The sequence below is a fragment of the Bacillus sp. FSL K6-3431 genome (genome assembly GCF_038002605.1).
In the GTDB taxonomy this organism is placed as follows: Bacteria; Bacillota; Bacilli; order Bacillales; family Bacillaceae_C; genus Lederbergia.
Map to the genome: position 1 here is coordinate 4,567,086 of NZ_JBBOCT010000001.1, position 19,103 is coordinate 4,586,188.

Annotated in this window: 14 protein-coding genes; 12 read left to right on the forward strand and 2 right to left on the reverse strand. The window is 36.4% G+C overall.

Going from position 1 to position 19,103, the window contains the following annotated elements; translation table 11 throughout:
• Window positions 1–124 precede the first annotated feature (124 nt).
• Window positions 125–1,312 carry an MFS transporter gene (locus MHB53_RS21915; RefSeq protein WP_340922413.1) on the forward strand — a complete coding sequence of 396 codons (1,188 nt, stop codon included), beginning with the start codon at window positions 125–127 and terminating at the stop codon, window positions 1,310–1,312.
• Between the two features lie 70 nt (window positions 1,313–1,382).
• Here the strand turns inward: MHB53_RS21915 and MHB53_RS21920 are convergent, their stop codons facing one another.
• Window positions 1,383–2,897: a glycoside hydrolase family 5 protein gene (locus MHB53_RS21920; protein WP_340922415.1), complete on the reverse strand. Its 1,515-nt coding sequence runs from the start codon at window positions 2,895–2,897 to the stop codon at window positions 1,383–1,385.
• A gap of 201 nt (window positions 2,898–3,098) precedes the next feature.
• Complete coding sequence (locus tag MHB53_RS21925; RefSeq protein ID WP_340922417.1) at window positions 3,099–3,719, reverse strand: YktB family protein; 621 nt, start codon at window positions 3,717–3,719, stop codon at window positions 3,099–3,101.
• 88 nt (window positions 3,720–3,807) lie between these two features.
• Between MHB53_RS21925 and MHB53_RS21930 the strand changes: the two genes are divergently transcribed.
• From MHB53_RS21930 to MHB53_RS21980, 11 genes are all read left to right on the forward strand, one after another.
• The gene (locus MHB53_RS21930; RefSeq protein WP_340922420.1) at window positions 3,808–4,776 is read left to right on the forward strand and encodes a 2-hydroxyacid dehydrogenase; all 969 of its coding nucleotides are present in this window, start codon (window positions 3,808–3,810) and stop codon (window positions 4,774–4,776) included.
• 360 nt (window positions 4,777–5,136) lie between these two features.
• Window positions 5,137–7,422 carry a UvrD-helicase domain-containing protein gene (locus MHB53_RS21935; protein ID WP_340922422.1) on the forward strand — a complete coding sequence of 762 codons (2,286 nt, stop codon included), beginning with the start codon at window positions 5,137–5,139 and terminating at the stop codon, window positions 7,420–7,422.
• 222 nt (window positions 7,423–7,644) lie between these two features.
• On the forward strand, window positions 7,645–8,952 hold the full coding sequence (gene brnQ / locus MHB53_RS21940) for a branched-chain amino acid transport system II carrier protein (protein WP_340922425.1): 1,308 nt from the start codon (window positions 7,645–7,647) through the stop codon (window positions 8,950–8,952).
• 485 nt (window positions 8,953–9,437) lie between these two features.
• On the forward strand, window positions 9,438–10,568 hold the full coding sequence (locus MHB53_RS21945; RefSeq protein WP_340922427.1) for a betaine/proline/choline family ABC transporter ATP-binding protein: 1,131 nt from the start codon (window positions 9,438–9,440) through the stop codon (window positions 10,566–10,568).
• Entirely contained in the window at window positions 10,565–11,218 is a 654-nt protein-coding gene (locus MHB53_RS21950) for an ABC transporter permease (protein ID WP_340922429.1), read from the forward strand. The genes MHB53_RS21945 and MHB53_RS21950 overlap by 4 nt, the downstream gene beginning before the upstream one ends.
• 10 nt (window positions 11,219–11,228) lie before the next feature.
• Window positions 11,229–12,113: a glycine betaine ABC transporter substrate-binding protein gene (locus MHB53_RS21955; RefSeq protein ID WP_340922430.1), complete on the forward strand. Its 885-nt coding sequence runs from the start codon at window positions 11,229–11,231 to the stop codon at window positions 12,111–12,113.
• A gap of 549 nt (window positions 12,114–12,662) precedes the next feature.
• Window positions 12,663–13,364, forward strand: a complete 702-nt coding sequence (locus MHB53_RS21960; protein WP_340922432.1) for a response regulator transcription factor — start codon at window positions 12,663–12,665, stop codon at window positions 13,362–13,364.
• Window positions 13,361–14,734: a sensor histidine kinase gene (locus tag MHB53_RS21965; protein ID WP_340922434.1), complete on the forward strand. Its 1,374-nt coding sequence runs from the start codon at window positions 13,361–13,363 to the stop codon at window positions 14,732–14,734. Before MHB53_RS21960 ends, MHB53_RS21965 begins: the two co-directional genes overlap by 4 nt.
• 21 nt (window positions 14,735–14,755) lie before the next feature.
• Window positions 14,756–15,526 (forward strand): hypothetical protein, encoded by a 771-nt coding sequence (locus tag MHB53_RS21970; RefSeq protein ID WP_340922436.1) that lies wholly within the window; start codon window positions 14,756–14,758, stop codon window positions 15,524–15,526.
• Between the two features lie 328 nt (window positions 15,527–15,854).
• Window positions 15,855–17,207: an ABC transporter substrate-binding protein gene (locus MHB53_RS21975; protein WP_340922438.1), complete on the forward strand. Its 1,353-nt coding sequence runs from the start codon at window positions 15,855–15,857 to the stop codon at window positions 17,205–17,207.
• A gap of 273 nt (window positions 17,208–17,480) precedes the next feature.
• Window positions 17,481–18,827, forward strand: coding sequence for an ABC transporter substrate-binding protein (locus MHB53_RS21980; protein ID WP_340922440.1), 1,347 nt, complete (start codon window positions 17,481–17,483; stop codon window positions 18,825–18,827).
• Window positions 18,828–19,103: the final 276 nt, after the last annotated feature.

The window sequence follows — 19,103 nt, forward strand, 5'->3', positions numbered from 1 at the left end:
AATTTAGATTAGAAAGATAATTTACTAGAGAGCCTCTAAATAAGCTTGCACTTATTATCAGCTAATCGTAGTTGGGAGGCCTTGTAGCAAGAGATGTCTGTATGTTGAAAAAATAGGAGGGAATATGAATATAATTAGTGATATACGAGCATTTTTAAACATAAAAGGGGCATGGTTCCTCTTGCTTGGGTTATTTTTGTATGGGATTGGAACGGGGATATTAGCGCCGATGAATGCTGTGTATATGAGTGAAGGTATTGGGTTATCTAAGGTAGAAATTGCTTCGATTTTTTCAATATCTGTTTTGCTAAATATGACTATCACGATCTTAGTGGGTTTTATTAGCGATAAAATGCAACGAAAAAAGCCATTGCCGCTTTTCGCATTACTCTTGTGTATGGCTGGACTCATCATATATATGCAAGCGGATACATATATAGGGGCGTTAATTGGTATGGTCATCACGATCGCGCCTTCAGGCTTAATTATGGGACAGTTTTATGCGATGGCACGTAATCATTTTATGCAGCTTGCACCTACTATTTATGAAATAGCACAAATATGGCTGCGGGCGATGATGAGTGTGGGTTTTTTTGTTGGATTACTAGTCGGGGCAAATCTTTACTTATTTGCTAGTTTTAAAGGAATATTGATAGGAAACTTTTTTGGTTACCTTTTCCTTTTCATTCTTTTACTCTTCTATAAAGAGTATGAAGGTGTAGATTCGAATGCTGCCAGCACAAAGGGAGAAACCTTTTCTTTTATTATGCTCCTTGCTCTCCTTTTACTCGGTTGTGCTGATTCATTAAGAGGACTTTATTTACCGCTTATTGTTGTTGATTTATTTGAAAAGCCATATTTAATGTCTTATTTATGGAGTGTACAAGCAGTATTTGAATTGCTATTTATGACGTTTGCTGGATATTGGGCAATGAAATTTGGCAGTAAGCGCGTGATTTTATTAAGCAGTTTTTGTGCGGTAATCACCTATCTTATTTATAGCACGAGTCCACCACTATTCGTATTTTTCCTTGTGCAGCCGCTCTATTCTTTTTATGTATCCGTTTTGTACGGTGTAGTGATGGGCTATGTGCAAAGAATGTTTCACACAAAGATTGGCTTTGGCTCAAGCATCTATGTCTTTTTATTTCAAATGGCCTCCCTCATTGGCTACGTATTACCATTTTTAATTGAAGGATATAAACCGCAAATCTTTATTATTCCAACCGTTCTTGTTGCAATTGGGATTTTGCTAATGTTTGGCCTAGCAATTACGACGAATCGGCAAAAGCAGTTGAAAATTCCGATGTAAATTCTAAAAGGATTAAATGATGAATCCCCCTATCTTTTAGATAAGGGTTCATCCTTCTAACTTGAACTTTCTATTCTTTTGCCCCAACTATGACCAAGCTCCGGATGCCATCCGTGATAGGGGGGATCTCCATCAAACCGGCATAAGAATCTTCAATTGGGTGAATCGTATAAAGGCTATCATCGGGATCCAAGGTTACACTATCGTCCGTTATTTTTCGAATGTCTGGAAGATAGACGATAGTTGGTACGTCGCTATCATTCGTTTCGTCCCACTTCATATGATAAGATTTCAGGCTATGTTCGTAACGATATTGCAACAGCCTTCCTGTAACTGCCATCGGGTAGCCTCGGCATACGCCTAAGAAAGAAAGGCTGCTATCCATCTGCGGTGTATAATGCCAGTATGTGTCACTGCATAGGAGCTGCTCCATGATATGTTGAATATGGACGGAAACATGCGCTGTTTTGTCCGAATCGTAAAATGCCCCCCATTCACCTATGAGCATGGGCATATCTAGTCTTTGTCGCGTTTGTTCGTGTCGATTAATAATAAACTCCAATCGCTTATCATTAGCTGTATGCGCTAAATGGGTGTCTGTAACCAAATCATATGCGTGCGGTGCGTAGGCTTGAAGTTGATCCCTATCACCTTTCGCATTCTCCACTGGTTCAATCATGCTTGGAGTACCTAAGTTAGAAAAATAATTTGTTTCTAAGAACAAGATACCTTGTTTATCGTTTTCACGAATGGTGTCAGCTACTTTACGGTACAGTAGTGAGAGTGTAGACTGCTCGAAAGGGTGTGAAATTTGGCTGGGCGCATCTACTACTTGTTTAAATGCATCTACATCTTCAAGTAAACGAAGATAATCATGTTTCTTTTGTGGATCTACCCAGGCGGCAAATAATTCTTCTGTGTCGACATCCCCATAACGATTACTATACATTTCTGCATATTTAGCAAACATTTTTTCGTTTACTTGAAGAGCTGGACTGCCGACGAAGGGTTCATTTATTATATCGTAACCGATAATATTCGGTTCGTTATGTAGCTTTTCTACGAGATATCCCCAGGCTTGAACAAAATGATCTTGGATACCTATTTCATCTGGGGCTGGTGTATTACTCCAAAAGTGATCGAACGCTCTATGAACGGCACCATTAAATAAATAAGCGTCACTCCATACATGACCAGGTTCATACGTTTCTCCATCTGTGAATGTAGCCCAATAAGGAGCACCACTGGCATATACCGAACTATACAAATCCTGATGCATATCAAGGATAATGTACAGATTTTTCTTGTGAGCCAACTGAATCAAGTGACGAAGCTCCTCTATATACGAATCATTATATGATCCTGGTTCTGGTTCCAGTCCATCCCAAATCACACCAAATCGGATGACATTAAACCCCCAGCTTTGAATCTTTTTGAAATCATCTTCCCCCCAATCCCCTATATAATTTTGTTTTGCATCCTTGCACACCATATTAATACCGTGAAGTAGTACCTGCCTCCCGAAAATATCGGTAAAGCTATTCTCCCGAATACCAATACCTAGACGTTTGATTGTATCAGCCATTGGATATATCCTCCTTAATCGATTGTGCTCGAAAAACTGTGCCGCTAATTGTTAGGTCCGTGAAGTGCAATCTATTATTAATCCCCATTATAACATCTATTGCGAATAGTCTGATTCCTAAATAAAGAAAGCCCATAAAAAGTATATTCTTTTTACGGGCTTCCCGATTAAGGAGGTATTTGGATATTGCTTTTCAACTAATTATGATGAGTAGGCTAATTGATAAATAGGAATCAATGTATCAAAAGTTTCCTTCGCTAATTGGATCAGTTTTTCGCCATTTTGTAAAATAGGATCATTTATGGCTATATGTCGACCGATCAAAAATTCTGATTTTTTTACATCGCGAAAACGTTCTAAAGCCTTGGTCAAGTTTAGTTGCTCAATAGAAACAGCGCCTTTTTTCATATGATCTAGTGAAACGACATAATCATTAGGTATCGTATCTTTGATCATTTTGGTATTTTTTAAGAAAGTCTTTGCGATTTCTGTTTTACCTGGTAATTCGTAAATAAATGCCAGCCAGATAAAGAGATGATCGTCGAAAAGGCCAATTTGAAAATGTGGATGTTGTTTATATCCTCGTTTATTATTACAAATTGCGAGCCATGTATCCTGTGGTGGATTAACCGTTCTTCTTGCATGCTTTGCAATATGTAGGAACATTTCATTTCCAAGAATTGCAGCTAAATCATCTGTCAAGATATCACCAATTATTTGGAATTTCGGTTGGATTCTATCTTGAATTGCTTCCATTCTTTCTTCTAAACCTTTAATATGAAAAGTATCAAAGTCACTTTTTACAAAACCTACAAATGTCATTGTTAAAACTCCTATCTTTAGTAGCGTCAGGCACCACCTGAAATTTATTGTTTTTTGTCGAATACAAAACCCCAAGGAGGAATATAGTATGAAACCTAAGGTATATCTTACATTACCAGTTCCTGAAGAAGTAAGAAAGTATATTGCTGAGCATTGTGATATTAGCCAATGGGAAGAGGAGGGGCCGATTCCCCGTGAAGTACTATTTCGGGAGATTGCAAACGTAGATGGAATAATTACTAGTGGTGGTAAGATTGATGCTGAGTTACTTGACCATGCTCCAAATTTAAAAATTGTTAGTAATATGTCTGTTGGATATAATAATTTTGATTTAGAAGCCATGAGACAGCGGAATGTGATTGGAACGAATACGCCATATGTATTAGATGAAACTGTTGCGGATTTAACATTTGCACTTATGTTAGCTTCGGCTAGAAGAATGACAGAGTTGGATTGTTTCGTTAAAGATGGGAAATGGGAGCCAACAAAAGATGATGAAGTGTTCTATGGGCTTGATGTACATAGTACAACAATTGGAATTATCGGTATGGGAAGAATTGGTGAGGCAATCGCAAGAAGGGCGAAGTTTGGGTTTAATATGGATGTGCTTTATTACAATCGAAACAGAAAGCCTGAAGCAGAGAAAAAGTTTGATGCGGTACATTGTGATCTAGATACACTATTGGAAAAGTCGGACTTCATTGTGTTGATGACCCCATTAACTCCAGAAACTCAACATTTAATTGGCGCGAAGGAATTTAAATTAATGAAAAACTCAGCTATTTTTATCAATGTGTCTCGTGGACAAACTGTTGATGAAAAAGCACTGATTCAAGCATTACAGAATAAAGAGATCCATGCAGCAGGGCTAGATGTTTTTCAAAAAGAACCTATTGAAAAGGACAATCCTTTACTTAAAATGCCAAACGTCGTGACTGTTCCCCATATAGGGTCTGCGACTTTGAAAACACGTGATGCGATGGCGATGAGAGCAGCTAAGAATCTAGTTGCAGTCGTTACAGGCAAGGACGCGATTGATCCTGTAACTAAATCTTAAGGAAAAGCGAGTGATTTATAGCTATTTGTTTTTGATAAATATTAAAAGGTATACAAAATAATGATATAATAGGTGAGTGAAGAAGTGAACACTAGGTCGTTTGTCTTTAGTGAGTAATTTCATTATAAATATATTGATAGCTCATTAATAAATCAACATCCATGAACATGATGAGAAATAGTATTTTCAGTTTACATTATTGTTCCAAAATAATTGATTATAAACTAACTTCCACTTTTACAACTAATAAGGTGACCAACATTGGGTTGCCTTTTTTAGTTTTACTTAGAAAATATAATAAATGGCAGATAAAGAGTACCGTCTAATAAGATTCTATTATATATAGGGAGTAAAATAACTATGAATGTAAAAGAAAAACCACGCTTTTTTAAGTTGCCTGCAGGTGCAAATTTGCATGAGTTACCTTTTGCAGAGATCGCAGAAACAGCAACGAGTGTAGATTTAGTAACAGAATCGGATAAAGATGCGTTTTATTTCCGAGGGTTAGAACAGCAAGAAATACAATTAAATCGTTCTCAGATAGAAGCTGTAAGGCATGTAGATGGTTCGCTGCTAATTTTGGCTGGTGCAGGAACGGGGAAAACGTCTGTACTCGTATGCCGAACTGGTTATTTATTGAATGTACAAAGAGTTGCACCACAAAGCCTTTTGTTGATGACATTTACCAAAAAAGCGGCTGACGAGATGAGGGAACGAATTGCTTCCTTACCAGGTATGGACGCGGGGCGGGCGAGGAAGATCGAAGTCCGAACGTTTCATTCCTTTTTCTTGCAAATACTGAGGCATTCCGGCTATCGTCAGGAAATGTTGGCAAATGAAAAATTTAAACAAATTATTTTAAAAAAGAAAATGAGGGAATTCAGCATCCCCGATGACTTTCAACCTGAGTCTGTTTTATCCCTACTTTCATTATATAAAATGAACGGTAAAACTGTGGCGGATATGCCAGAAACATCAGCGGCCGAAAAACAAATTAAGCAGTTAGCTGGTTACTATGAACAGTGGAAAGTTAACAATCAAAAGCTTGATTTTGACGATGTTCTAACAGAAGCATTTTTACTGCTTAGAAAGGATGAGCGATTACTTCAAACGTTGCAACAACGTTTTCAATATGTCATGGTTGATGAATTTCAAGATACGAATCCGTTGCAATATGAATTAGTAAAACTAATCGCCGCTCCTCAAAATAATTTATGTGTTGTCGGAGATGATGATCAGACGATTTATGCATTTCAGGGGGCAAAGAATGATATTATATTGGATTTTGATCAGTTATACCCTGATGTAAGAACAATCGTTTTAACGATTAACTACCGATCTACTTCGCCAATTGTAGGATTAGGAAATGCGGTCATCTACCAGAATAAAATACGTAAGGAAAAACAGCTAGAGTCGACAAGAAAAAGCAGTATTGTACCGTTCTATTTAAGGCCTTGGTCTACTGATGAAGAGGCGGAGTGGATCGCAGAAGAAATTATGAGGAAAGTAAATGAAGGTACTTGTAAATATAATGATATTGCTATTTTACATCGGACAGCGAGTAATAGTAGGGCCATTTTCGAACAACTTGCACTAGAGGAAATTCCCTTCTATGATTTTGGCATGGGTGGTAACTTCTTTTATGAGCAAAGTATCATTAGTCCGGTAATGGCTTATTTGAAATTAGCACTGAACCCTCTTGACTGGCACGCTTTTGAAACGATATTACCAACTATGTATATTCAAAGAGATGCAGGGATGCAGCAAGTACATGCGGAACAAATGCGCCATCCAAGAGAAAGTCTTATCGATCATATCGCTGCATTATCAACACTTAAGCCGTATCAGCGTAAATCAATTGTAGAAAAAACAAACTTACTTAAACAATTACCATCATTAGAACCAAAATTGGCTGTGAGACGAATACGCCAACAGTTTTATGATAAGTATCTTGAAACACATGATCAAAAAACTGTCACAACTCAGAAAGAATCTATAAAGGAACAATTAGATGAGCTAGAAACATCGGCAAGTCGCTTTGAAAAACTGGAAGATATGCTCCATTTTATTAAAGATATGAAAAAGCGGCATGAGCAAATGAAAATGGTAGCAAATAATCCGGATGCTAATGTCGTAAAAATGATGACGATTCATAAAGCGAAAGGACTAGAATTTCCTATTGTTTTTTTTATTGGAGCGTCAGAAGGTATTGTCCCTCATATTACTGCGATAGACGTAAAAAAGTATGAAGATGTGAAGCTAAAAGCAACTGCAGAGGCTGAAATGCTTAAGGCCATTGAAGAGGAGAGAAGGCTAGCTTATGTAGCAATTACAAGAGCAAAAGAGGAACTATACATTAGTTCACCTTCTTTTTATCGTGGGAATAAAATTGAAGTATCTCGCTTTATCCGGGATGTTTTTGATAATGGAGAAAAGAAAGCAATAATTAGGCGTAGTGGGAAAGTAAAGGAGATCAACACAGAAAGACGGAAAATAAAAGCATGGATTTGCACCTCAGATAAATGTATAGCCTGGCAACGAATTACATCAGATGAAGAGCAAATTCATACTAGTAAAAATTGCCCTCTTTGTTCGAGTTCTATGGAAAAAGGGGAAAAGTATGTTGAGGTACCCGTAGTTTCTTAGAAAAAAGCTTTTCTAAACGGTATGCTTCCAATGTTACGTTAAAATAGCGAGTAATTATCTCCTAGTCGAGAATAATTACTGGCTTATTTTTTGCTATTAATCTTAGATTTTTCACTTGTAGCCTGACATATAATTATGAGTAATTTGAATTTTTATTCCTGTGGATATGAGCGATACTAGTTGTTATAATTTTATCTATTGATTCGAAAGGAAAGGGACATCATGAAGCAATTTACAAAAAGAGAACTTCTCTTCATTAGTTTGATGTTATTTTCCATGTTTTTTGGAGCAGGTAATTTAATATTTCCTGCCTTTTTAGGATATGCTGCTGGTAATAATATGTGGCTCGCTTTAACTGGATTTATTATTTCTGCTGTTGGGCTTCCCATACTTGGTGTTTTGACCATCGCGAAAGCAGGCAGTTTCGAAACACTTACGAAAAGGGTACATCCTTTATTTGCGATTGTTTTTCCATTTTTGATTTATATTTCAATCGGGCCAGGTTTGGCTATTCCGCGTGCTGGAACGATGGCTTTTGAGATGGGAATGAAACCATTTTTGCCAATCGGTCTAGCAGATAACCCCCTTATGCTACTGATTTATTCGATTATTTTCTTTAGTGTTGTGCTATGGTTGAGTTTAAACCCATCAAAGCTTATTGATCGATTTGGTAAGCTGCTGACTCCTTTACTTTTATGTATGATTTTAGTTATCTTTATTAAAAGTCTTTTTGTGCCGATGGGATCATTTCAAGTACCTGCTAAAAATTATCAAATTGGCCCACTTTTGCAGGGGTTTTTAGACGGTTATTTAACTATGGATGCTTTGGCGGCGCTTGTGTTTGGAATTGTGGTTGCTAACACCATCCGATCCAAAGGAGTAGAAGATCCTAAAAAGATATCTAAATATATGATGATATCCGGAATTGGTGCAGGAATTTTACTTGCGTTAATGTACAGTATTCTAGGTTATGTAGGAGCCTCAAGTACATCACTAGGACAAGCTGATAATGGGGCAAAAGTATTAACGATTGTCATGTATGAATTATTTGGCTTTGGCGGGTCAATTATGTTGGGGATATTATTTATACTCGCTTGTCTCTGTGTATCGATTGGTCTTGTTATCTCCTGCAGTCAATATTTCTCCAAAGCGTTAACTACGTTAAGGTACAAAGGCTGGGCGATTGTATTAGTAATATTGAGTACTATTGTCGCCAACTTAGGATTGACACAAATTCTTAATGTTTCTGTTCCAATTCTTGGTGCCATCTATCCAATGGCTGTTGCGCTTATTATTATTGGATTATTTGATTCATATATAAAAACAAGAGTGATGTATTTCTTCCCAATTTTGTTAACAGGTTTATTTAGTTTAATCGAAACAATAAATGTCACATTTTTATCCCGGTATCTCGATCCAATATTAGAGTATTTCCCACTTTATGGACAAGGCGTAGGTTGGATCATCCCCGGGATTATCGGTGTGGTTGGAGGATATATTTACAGTAAAATAATTGCACTTGATGCTTGATAATAGCCTTGAACCCCGATAGATGGAAGGGTTCAAGGCTATTATCGTTTTTAATTTAGGTGGGAAAATATGTAGCGTTAATATCGTCGGTGATCATTTCACAACTAATTTCTATTATTAATTTCTATATTCAACTAGCATACAAATGGTCATTTCTATCATCATCCACACAAGGTAAATAATATCCTTATTTATTTTGTGAGGATATATTTATATGGAATTATTATACGATATCTAGAGTAATACATAGGATATGAGAGTAATAGGCATCATTAACACAGTTTCTTACATAGGTTGCATGAATAGTGAGAAATTTCAGAGTTGTATCGGGATTGTACGGTTTGTAACAAAGTTGTCATACATGTATACTTTTAGTAGATGCTTTTTTTCACAGCCCTTTTGTTACCTAGGGTTTCCTTAGTTTAGTCAACACTAAGGAGGTGAAAAGTAGTTTTTTTTTTGTAAAAGTAAAACAGGAGGTTCACATGCTTAAATTTGAAAATGTAAGCAAAGTGTATGATGACGGTTTTAAGGCAGTAGACTCTGTTAGTTTTGACATTCAAGAAGGAGAACTTTTAGTACTCATCGGACCAAGTGGTTCTGGTAAATCAACGACCATGAAAATGATTAATCGGATGATACCGCATACAACTGGTAAAATTTCAATCGATGGCGAGGATATTACAAAATTAAATGCGGCGGAACTTAGAAGAAATATTGGATATGTTATTCAGCAAATCGGCCTATTTCCCCACTATACAATCGAGAAGAATATTGGGGTTGTTCCAGAATTAAAGGGTTGGGATGAGAAAAAAACAAAGCTACGGGTACGAGAGCTTATGGAAATGGTCGGTTTGGAACCTGAAATATACGCTAAACGTTACCCGAAAGAATTATCTGGAGGTCAGCAGCAACGTGTCGGGGTTGCGAGAGCATTAGCAACAAACCCACGAGTCATTTTAATGGACGAACCATTTAGTGCGCTGGATCCAATTACTAAAGAACAGTTGCAGGGAGAATTGATTTCATTACATCAAAAACTAAAAAAAACGATCGTTTTTGTCACACATGATATGGACGAAGCTTTAAAATTAGGTGATCGAATCGCAATTATGAAAGATGGAAAATTACTTCAGTTAGACACCCCTGAAAAATTATTACACGAGCCTTCCCACGGTTTTGTAGAGGACTTTATTGGTAAACATCGTATCATGCAAAATCCTGATTTAATGTCGGTCACGGATGTGATGAATGAAAAGCCTTTAACCTCCCTACCTAAACGCTCTCCTGAAAGGGCACTTTCAATGATGCGTAAACGTCAAGTAAATACGTTAATTATTGTAGATGAAAATGATGTATTATTAGGCATTATGACTGCCTATGATCTCATCGCAAAAATGAAAGTAATAGAAAAGATTGAGGAGATTATGTTTACTCCGGAGCCATTTTTATTTGATACGGCAACTGCAAAAGATGCCATTCTTATGATGGATGAAGCACCAGATGGCATAATTCCGATTGTAGACAAAGGTAAAAAGGTAATTGGCGTAGTTACACGAGGATCATTACTGTCTGCTTTGTCTAGTCAGTGGACAGAAATGGAGGTAACTGAATGAATAAATTAACGATATGGGAACAATTTATTCAACAATCACAATTACGTTGGCAAGAAGTATTAATGTCAACATTTACACATATACAACTCGTGTTTTTTTCAATGATACTAGCAATTATTGTCGGTGTGACTTTAGGTATTTTGATTACAAGGGTTCCATCATTAGTCACAGTTGTGATGGGTGGAGCAGGTGTCATGCAAACGGTGCCTAGCCTGGCACTGTTAGGATTCATGATCCCAATTTTTGGTATAGGTATAAAAACAGCGATTGCTGCTTTATTTTTATATTCGTTATTACCAATCATTCGAAATACGTATGCTGGAATAAAAGATGTTGATAAAGGAACAAGGGAAGCTGCGAAAGGAATAGGAATGACAAACTGGCAAATATTATTCAAAGTAGAACTACCTCTTGCCATTCCTGTCATGATGGCTGGAATTCGAACGGCAGCTGTTATCAATGTTGGTACTGCAACATTAGCAGCATTTATCGGTGCAGGTGGACTTGGAGACTTTATCTTTTTAGGGATTACGCGCGGTATTGATGGGCTAATACTATTAGGAGCTATTCCGGCAGCCTTATTAGCGATTATTCTTGAAATTCTACTTAGTTCAGTTGAGCGCTGGACAACACCAGAAGGACTAAAGTAAAGGAGAAACTATGATAAAACGTAAAAAATATATACTTTTGTTAATGATACTTTCAGTCCTCCTTTCCGGTTGTATTCTGAAAAGTGGAGATTCAGTTACAGTGGGTTCAAGAAACAATACGGAAAGCATTATTTTATCTAATTTAATTGGGCAGTTAATTGAAGAGAAAACGGATATAAAAGTAATATACAAAGAAAATCTTGGCGGTTCAAACGTCGTTTGGAATGCGATGCTTAATGACCATATTCAAGTGATACCTGACTACACAGGAACGATTGTAGCTAATTATTATAATGAAACGCCTGGTAATGCCGAAGAAACATTGGAACAAACGAAGAAACTTGTTGGAGAAGACGGAATTATCGCCTTCAACACGTTTGGTTTTAATAATACATACACACTTGCGCTTGATGAAAAGAGAGCAGAGGAGCTTAACTTGGTTACATTTAGTGACTTTGCAGAAGTATCCGACCAATTTATTCTCGGTGCAGTATTTGAATTTATCGATCGTCCGGATGGATTGCCAGGATTCCAAAAAGAATATGATATTCAATTTAAAGATGTAAAAGGAATGGATCATGGTATCATGTACCGATCTTTTGGATCAAAGGAAGTTGATGTGATTAATTCATATACAACAGATGGTCAACTTCAATTATACGACTTGAGAGTTTTAGAAGACGATCGATCATTTTTTCCTCCATACCATGCACTTCCACTCATAAGAAAGGATACGTTAGAACAATATCCAGAATTGGAAGAAGTGTTACAATTATTGGAAGGCAAAATAGATGAACCAAATATGCAAAGTATGAACGCGAAAGTAGATAATGAGGGAATGATGGTTGAAGTTGTTGCGAAGGAATTTTTACAAGAAATTGGTTTAATAGATTAGTAGATGTTAAAATGGCAGCTCTTGAAAAAGGGTTGCTTTTTTTATTTGGTAAACGTAGAGATAAAGAAGAATGATGTAACATACGTGCCAATGGTTTCTGTAAATCAAAAACTGATAAGACCCATAAGATATGAAATTAAGTTGAATTAAAGAAGCTAAACCGTGTTGCACAAAGGTATTATCATCAAAATTGCAAAACTAACATATCAATAAAAAAATTACATAGAGGGATAAATTTCAAGGTGTGTTGACGCTTACAATATAGCTGAGTATAATTTAGATTACATAGATGTTACAGATACGAATGAATGTTAATTAAATACTCCAATTGCGCGCAAGTATTAAGGAGTAAAAAGTAAAAAAAATATGCTAATAAAATAGTAATAAGACATTATTGAAGTAACTATTACAAGTTTCACTTTTGTGAGTGGAATTTGTGTATTTGGTGAATTTGCGGAATAATTAAAAATCTATAAAATCATTTAATCAATACGAGGAATATAGGCTATGAACTCGAGTAAATGAGAAAATTAAACAGGAGGTTTCATTATGGCTATTCTGATTGTTGAGGATGAGGTTTCGATTCGTGATGTTCTAAAGTCTTATTTTTTGAAAGAAGGATGGGATGTTTTGACCTCTAGTGATGGATTAGATGCAATGAAGAAGATACGAAAGTTCAAAATAGATTTAGTAGTTTTAGACCTTATGATTCCAAAATTATCAGGTGAAGAAGTTTGTAGGGAAATTAGAACAATATCGAATGTACCGGTTTTTATCATTTCGGCAAAATCGAGAGAAGAAGATATGATCAATGGACTAAATTTAGGCGCGGACGATTATATAACTAAACCATTTCGAATTAAAGAAGTCTTGGCCCGTATTAATGCTTTATTGAGAAGAATTGAAATGGTTACAAAGGAAAGTAAAAAGATATTGTATTTTAATCACAAAAGCCTGGTTATTAATTTTGAAACAAAAGAATTGTTAGTTAGCAATAAAGTAGTTAATTTAACTTTTACCGAATTTAAAATTCTAGATGCCCTAGTAAAAAAGCCTGGGAAAGTCTTCAGTAGGCAAGATTTAACATATATAGTTCAAGGGTATCGATTTATAGGCGATGGTCGTACCATGGATGCTCACATCAAAAACTTACGAAAAAAGATCGAAGAAGATCCAAAGAATCCTAAGTATATTGTTACTAAAATTGGATCAGGGTATAAGTTTAACTGTCATTTGGATGAGGCTCAATGATATTTAAACACTTTTTTCGAAGAACACAAACGATTTTATTTTTCGTATTAGCAAGTTTTTCTATCATGTCGGTAATTATATTATATCTAGTTATTTCAACCTTTTCAGATAGGCTATTCATGCAATACAAGAAAGGTTATTTTACAGAACAAACATATAATATGAGTTATATTATTACTACTAAAATGGAAGAGTTTCCGCATGCAGAGAATGATAGGGAATTGTTTAAAAATATGTCTGATAAATTTTCAACTCCGGTTGAATTATTAAATGAAGATTTAACTGAAATACTATTAAAAAATGATTTAGATTATACTGCATACGAAAAATCCTTTTCTGTGGATGTTCCAATCATTACAGATGGTAAGTTAAATGGGTATTTACGGGCTTATTATGATTTAGAGCATTCAATAAGTTCACCAGCACTATCCATGTTTCAACAGAAAATTAATAATATACAGCGTTATATCATGCAAATTGGTGTTATATTAATAATCGTTTTCAGTTTTATCATAGCAAAAGTGCTTTCTAAACAAATACAAGCATCATCCTTTTCCGCTCTCCGGGTATTGAAAGGTAATCGTGAAGCATTTATACCAAGAAAAGGGACAGAGGAAGTTAAACAATTGATTGATAGTACTAATAGTTTATTAACAGAGTTTAATAATCTAGAGGGTTGGCGTAAGCAGATGATGGAAGATTTGACTCATGAATTACGTACACCACTAACATCAGTACTTATGAGAATGGAAGCGATCATTGATGGTGTCTACCCAACAACAACAAAGAACTTACAGGATATCTATGATGAAGTGGAAAGACTGTCGAGATTAGTCATTAGCGTACAAAAGTTATCAGAAGCAGAAGGAGCACGGTTTAAATTAAATATAAGAAAAGTCAATGTAGTTAATTTGGTAAAAGGAACATATGAAGGGTTTTTGTTTATAGCTAAACAAAAAGAAATTCAGCTCCATTTTAAACATCCGAACAGACCATGTACGGCATATGTAGATCCTGATCGAATCATTCAAGTAGTTACAAATATTATTTCAAATGCCCTTGAATATACTCCCAAGGGGGGGCGGATTGAAATAGGTGTCGAAAGTTATGAAGATAAATCGATTATTTATTGTCGTGATACCGGCATAGGCATATCAGAAGAAGATCTTTCATTTGTTTTTCATCGTTTTTACCGGACTGATAAGTCACGATCACGTGATAATGGTGGATCAGGTATTGGTTTGAGCATCTCAAAAGCACTTATACTTGCGCATGGAGGGGAAATTGGTGTTCATAGTGAACCTAATAAAGGTTCTAGATTTTGGGTAAGTATCCCTACATCTAACAAAGAAATAGTATCAAAAATTTAAAGTAATATTGCGGAGGGCATAATGATATTAGTAAAAGCATTTGGGAACATTCATCGCCACTATACTCTCCTTTTATATCCGATTTTATTTGATCTACTTTCATTAGTTATCGGTTGTTCTATCATTGGTTTCTATGGAAAAGAGATAGTATCAATTCGCCTAATATTGGAAATGGGACTACCATCAGTTAGCCATCTGGCGAATATCCCGTTATTTGCAAATAATCTTGAGTTTTTAAATGCTGCGGTAGATAAACCTACATATACATGGCTTGTAGTCGTGATAATGATCATAATAGGAGCCTTTCTTCAAGGCGGATACATAAGTTTTTTATATGCGGTTGTCATGAATAAGAGTTTTCGTTTTTCACAGTTTTTAAATGAAGGAAAAAAGTATTGGTTACAGTTCATTTTCCTAGAAGTAATTGTTTTTTTAGGGAAAATTGGAGTGACAGCTTTTCTAGTTCTATTCTTTAATATAATCGGCGTTTTTGCTTCACTTGCTTTTTTTATGTTCTTGCGCATTATATTTATTTATCTAGAATTTTCAATAGTAGTTGATTATGTAAGCATAGCTTCAGCAATGAAACGTAGTAGAAGTTATTTGAAACAGTCTTTAATTGTTTCTTTAGCCCTTATTGTTGTCATGTACGCAGTTTCTAGTGGCATCAGTTTACTCGTCCACATGTTCTGGTCACCTTACATTATTATTGGGTCCATACTTGTTTATGCCTATGTAATGAGCGTGATACAAATGGCATTAATGTCAGTTATATGTAAGGTGCGGAATTGAATAAATTATCTAGGTAACCATGAGAAAGATCTCATGGTTTTTTAATTTAAAAAATTCGACTAAGAGATGTTTCCGAGCAACTACTTCTTGGTACAACTCGGAAGTGTTGAATTATTCAAATAGATTCATATGAAATTCACACCATATAATGCAAAATAGTATTAAGCGTTTCATCGCTGCTACATGGAGAGGAGGGTAGTGAAAAATTGATAGCAAAATATAAATATATAAATATTTATTGGGGTGTTGATTGTTCTTACCGGGTAACAGCTATGCTAAGTATCTCGTCAGGAAGAAAGGATAACAAAGTTAATTGGGGTGAAAGGTTATGAGCATTGTTCATCGTAAATGGTATTTAATTTTAGGATTAATGATATTGAGTATACTTGTCGGAGCGTGTTCAAATGGTGAGCAGTCAGGTGGAGAGGCAGAAAAGAAAGAAGAGAAAAAGTCACAGACTGCTGATGAAGAACAAGGGACTGCCGAGAATCCGATAACAATGACAATTGCCTATCCATGGGACGAGGGGCAATTTAATGAACGCTTTGGTCCAATTGATGAAAAGCTTGAGAATTTGGAGATAAAATATGCGAGCTATGATGGATCGAGCCAAGGTTTACAAGAATTGTTTGCAGCTGATGTTGTGCCTGACATCATTGTATCATCGCCAACTAATATTGCTCCATTAGAAGAATTAGACGCTATTTACCCTCTTGATGATCTCGTTGAGCAAGAAAATTTCGATGTTGGTAAACTGAACCCTGCGCTTGTTTCGCTTGTGAAAGGCTTTGATTCCGACAATCGATTAATCGGGTTGCCAGATGGAACAGGTTTATTTGCACTTTACTACAATAAGGAAGTATTCGATTTATTCGGTATGCCATATCCTGATCCAGATAAACCCATGACATGGAAGGAGACATTAGAAATTGCCGCAAAAATGACGGCAGAGCGAAATGGTCAAATGTACATCGGGCTTGAATTTGGCGGCAGTGGCTCAACAGGTGAAGTAGCTCAAGTGCCACTAAAACAGCTTGCAACAGCGATGACCGATCGGGAAACGGGAGAGGTCTTGATTACAGAGAAATCTGAATTCAAGTCCTATCTAGAGTTGATGAAAGATTATTATAGTATCCCTGGTATGCGTAGTAAAACAGCCATTGAAAATGAGATGTTTGCGCAAAAGAAAGCAGCAATGGTTATTAATTGGCATAACTATTTGGCCTATGGATGGGGAGATCTTGCCTATCAGGAAAAAATGGATCTTGCACCTGTACCTGTTTGGGAGGATAAACCGACGACAGGACCATATCTTGGTACGGCGACGATGGTGGTAACGACATACAGCAAGAATAAATTGTCAGCCTTCCATGTGTTAGAGGAATACTTATCCACTGACAATCAGATTAACATTGTGAAAACAATGGCATCAGGACCTGCTGTCATTGAACCAGAAGTATTGAAGGAATTTGGTTCGGAACTAGATCAATATGCTACACGCGATACATCTGTCTTTTTCGCCCTAGAGCCCGCAACATTTGAAAAATATAGCCATTTAGATCGTTACGTGAATTTAGATCTCCAAAAGTTTGCCGAATCAGATGCGGATATTCCCACATTCCTTCGGGAAACAAAGGAAGAGGCAGAAGCTGCGATTGCCGAGGCAGGGGCGAGCAATTAAAGTGGGGCTGTATTTATAGTTTGAGAGTATAAGCGGAAATGGCTTTACACTTGATCCACTGCATGGATGATGTGAAAAGTATAAAAGGGGTAATAGCATCGGAAAATGGTATGGGGAGTTAATTAAAAAAGCGAATTTGGAGATGTTTGAGTGGTTTTTTTATTCAAGTGCTCTTATTTTATCTTCCGCGCGATTTGACCTTATATATTAGTATCAGTATAAATGTTTGAACATTAGAAAAACAGAAGCAATTAATCATCGTTGGAGGAATGTATGATGAATAGAGTAAAATCCAATCTTATACTAATTTTTATTTTTATGGTAATAGTTGTACTTGCGGCTTGTAGCAATTCCCCTACTTCTAAAACTGAAAGTCCACAAGACCAAGAGCCGGATAAAAAGAATATCGTGACAGAAGTTTGGGATGAAAATGGGGAAGAGGTCACCGTAAAAGTATTATATCCTTGGGGAGAAGATGCTTTTCAACAGTTTATTGTAGGCACCTATAAAGATGCCCTTCCGAAAAACATTACATTAGAATGTGTATGTGTTGGTGCACAATTGGAACCACTCCAAGAAATGAATGCAAAAGGAATCATCCCTGATATGATGTTTGCCAATTGGGGAATCGATGATCTGGACGAGTTGGAAATGCTTGAGCCAGTCGATGAGTATGTAGAGAAATATGGTGTAGATTTAAGTGAATTTAATCAAAGTGTCATCGCTACATACCGGGCGATGGACCCAGAAGGAAAAGATCGTTTAATCGGTATGCCGACTTTTGTGGACAGCGTTGGCTTGTTTTATAATAAAGATGTTTTTGATTTATTCGGAGTTCCGTATCCTGATCCAGAAAAACCGATGACGTGGAAGGAATTGCTTGATCTTGCTACTAAACTGACTGGGGAAAGAAATGGCGTCCAGTATCGAGGGTTGGAAATGGGACTTGGTTTCACATCGTTTGAAGCGACTTTCCCATTAAAAGAATTTGGAATAAACCTGACAGATCCGAAGACCGGAGAAGTATTAATTACTGAATCCCCGGAAGTAAAACAATATTTAGAGCTAATGCAAAAGTTCTATAATATCCCAGGGTTGTACGATCCCGCTCCAGAGGCAAGGGAAACAGATAAGTTTGCACAAAAAACAGTTGCTATGACGGTTTCCTGGCCTGGCTATTATAGATGGGGATTGGGAGAAGAACCAGAAGAATCAACAATGATAGATTCAGCACCTGTACCAGTATGGGAAGGGGAAGGAAAAGGCCCACAAGCATATGCCCATCCATATGTGCTAAATAAATTTAGTGAAAATAAAGATGCTGCATTCCAAGTTATGTTGGCCATTAGCAAAGTAGATAGCATGGACCCATTAACAAGCCCGAATAGTGAATTCAGTGATTCAAGTGAGTACTTCCCTATTTATGAAGGGAAAAATTTGCAGCCCTTCTTTAACTATGAATCAGCGATGCCTCCTAAACAGGTTAGTAAGTGGGATAATTATGTTGATATTCCAGGTAGTCTCAATAAATTAGCAGAGGGCGATTCGGATATAAATGAATTTTTGCGGGTGCTAAAAGAAGAATCGGAAATTAAAATTAAAGATGCTATGGCGAAATAGCATTTATTAGTTATCAAGTAATTGTAATCAATCCAAAAAAGGATGGGTTCATTATTGCTTACTTTTTGGAGAGAAGATCCGAATGAAAAATGGCGATCTCCAGTAAGTGACTTGAATGACCAGTAAACGACGCTCGAAGGTAAGTAAACATTAAAAAGCAGCCACATCACACGCAAAAAGGCACATAATCTATCGCTTTATCGATTTGATTTTGAAAAACCTCGGGTCAGTACTCGGGGTTTTTCAATGGTTATGAAACGATATAATTAGCTAACG

What these genes read in the sequence shown, in the direction of transcription:
- MHB53_RS21915 (WP_340922413.1), top strand. Translation starts at nt 125, where the DNA reads ATGAATATAATTAGTGATATACGAGCATTTTTAAACATAAAAGGGGCA.
- MHB53_RS21920 (WP_340922415.1), bottom strand. Translation starts at nt 2,897, where the DNA reads ATGGCTGATACAATCAAACGTCTAGGTATTGGTATTCGGGAGAATAGC.
- MHB53_RS21925 (WP_340922417.1), bottom strand. Translation starts at nt 3,719, where the DNA reads ATGACATTTGTAGGTTTTGTAAAAAGTGACTTTGATACTTTTCATATT.
- MHB53_RS21930 (WP_340922420.1), top strand. Translation starts at nt 3,808, where the DNA reads ATGAAACCTAAGGTATATCTTACATTACCAGTTCCTGAAGAAGTAAGA.
- MHB53_RS21935 (WP_340922422.1), top strand. Translation starts at nt 5,137, where the DNA reads ATGAATGTAAAAGAAAAACCACGCTTTTTTAAGTTGCCTGCAGGTGCA.
- brnQ (WP_340922425.1), top strand. Translation starts at nt 7,645, where the DNA reads ATGAAGCAATTTACAAAAAGAGAACTTCTCTTCATTAGTTTGATGTTA.
- MHB53_RS21945 (WP_340922427.1), top strand. Translation starts at nt 9,438, where the DNA reads ATGCTTAAATTTGAAAATGTAAGCAAAGTGTATGATGACGGTTTTAAG.
- MHB53_RS21950 (WP_340922429.1), top strand. Translation starts at nt 10,565, where the DNA reads ATGAATAAATTAACGATATGGGAACAATTTATTCAACAATCACAATTA.
- MHB53_RS21955 (WP_340922430.1), top strand. Translation starts at nt 11,229, where the DNA reads ATGATAAAACGTAAAAAATATATACTTTTGTTAATGATACTTTCAGTC.
- MHB53_RS21960 (WP_340922432.1), top strand. Translation starts at nt 12,663, where the DNA reads ATGGCTATTCTGATTGTTGAGGATGAGGTTTCGATTCGTGATGTTCTA.
- MHB53_RS21965 (WP_340922434.1), top strand. Translation starts at nt 13,361, where the DNA reads ATGATATTTAAACACTTTTTTCGAAGAACACAAACGATTTTATTTTTC.
- MHB53_RS21970 (WP_340922436.1), top strand. Translation starts at nt 14,756, where the DNA reads ATGATATTAGTAAAAGCATTTGGGAACATTCATCGCCACTATACTCTC.
- MHB53_RS21975 (WP_340922438.1), top strand. Translation starts at nt 15,855, where the DNA reads ATGAGCATTGTTCATCGTAAATGGTATTTAATTTTAGGATTAATGATA.
- MHB53_RS21980 (WP_340922440.1), top strand. Translation starts at nt 17,481, where the DNA reads ATGATGAATAGAGTAAAATCCAATCTTATACTAATTTTTATTTTTATG.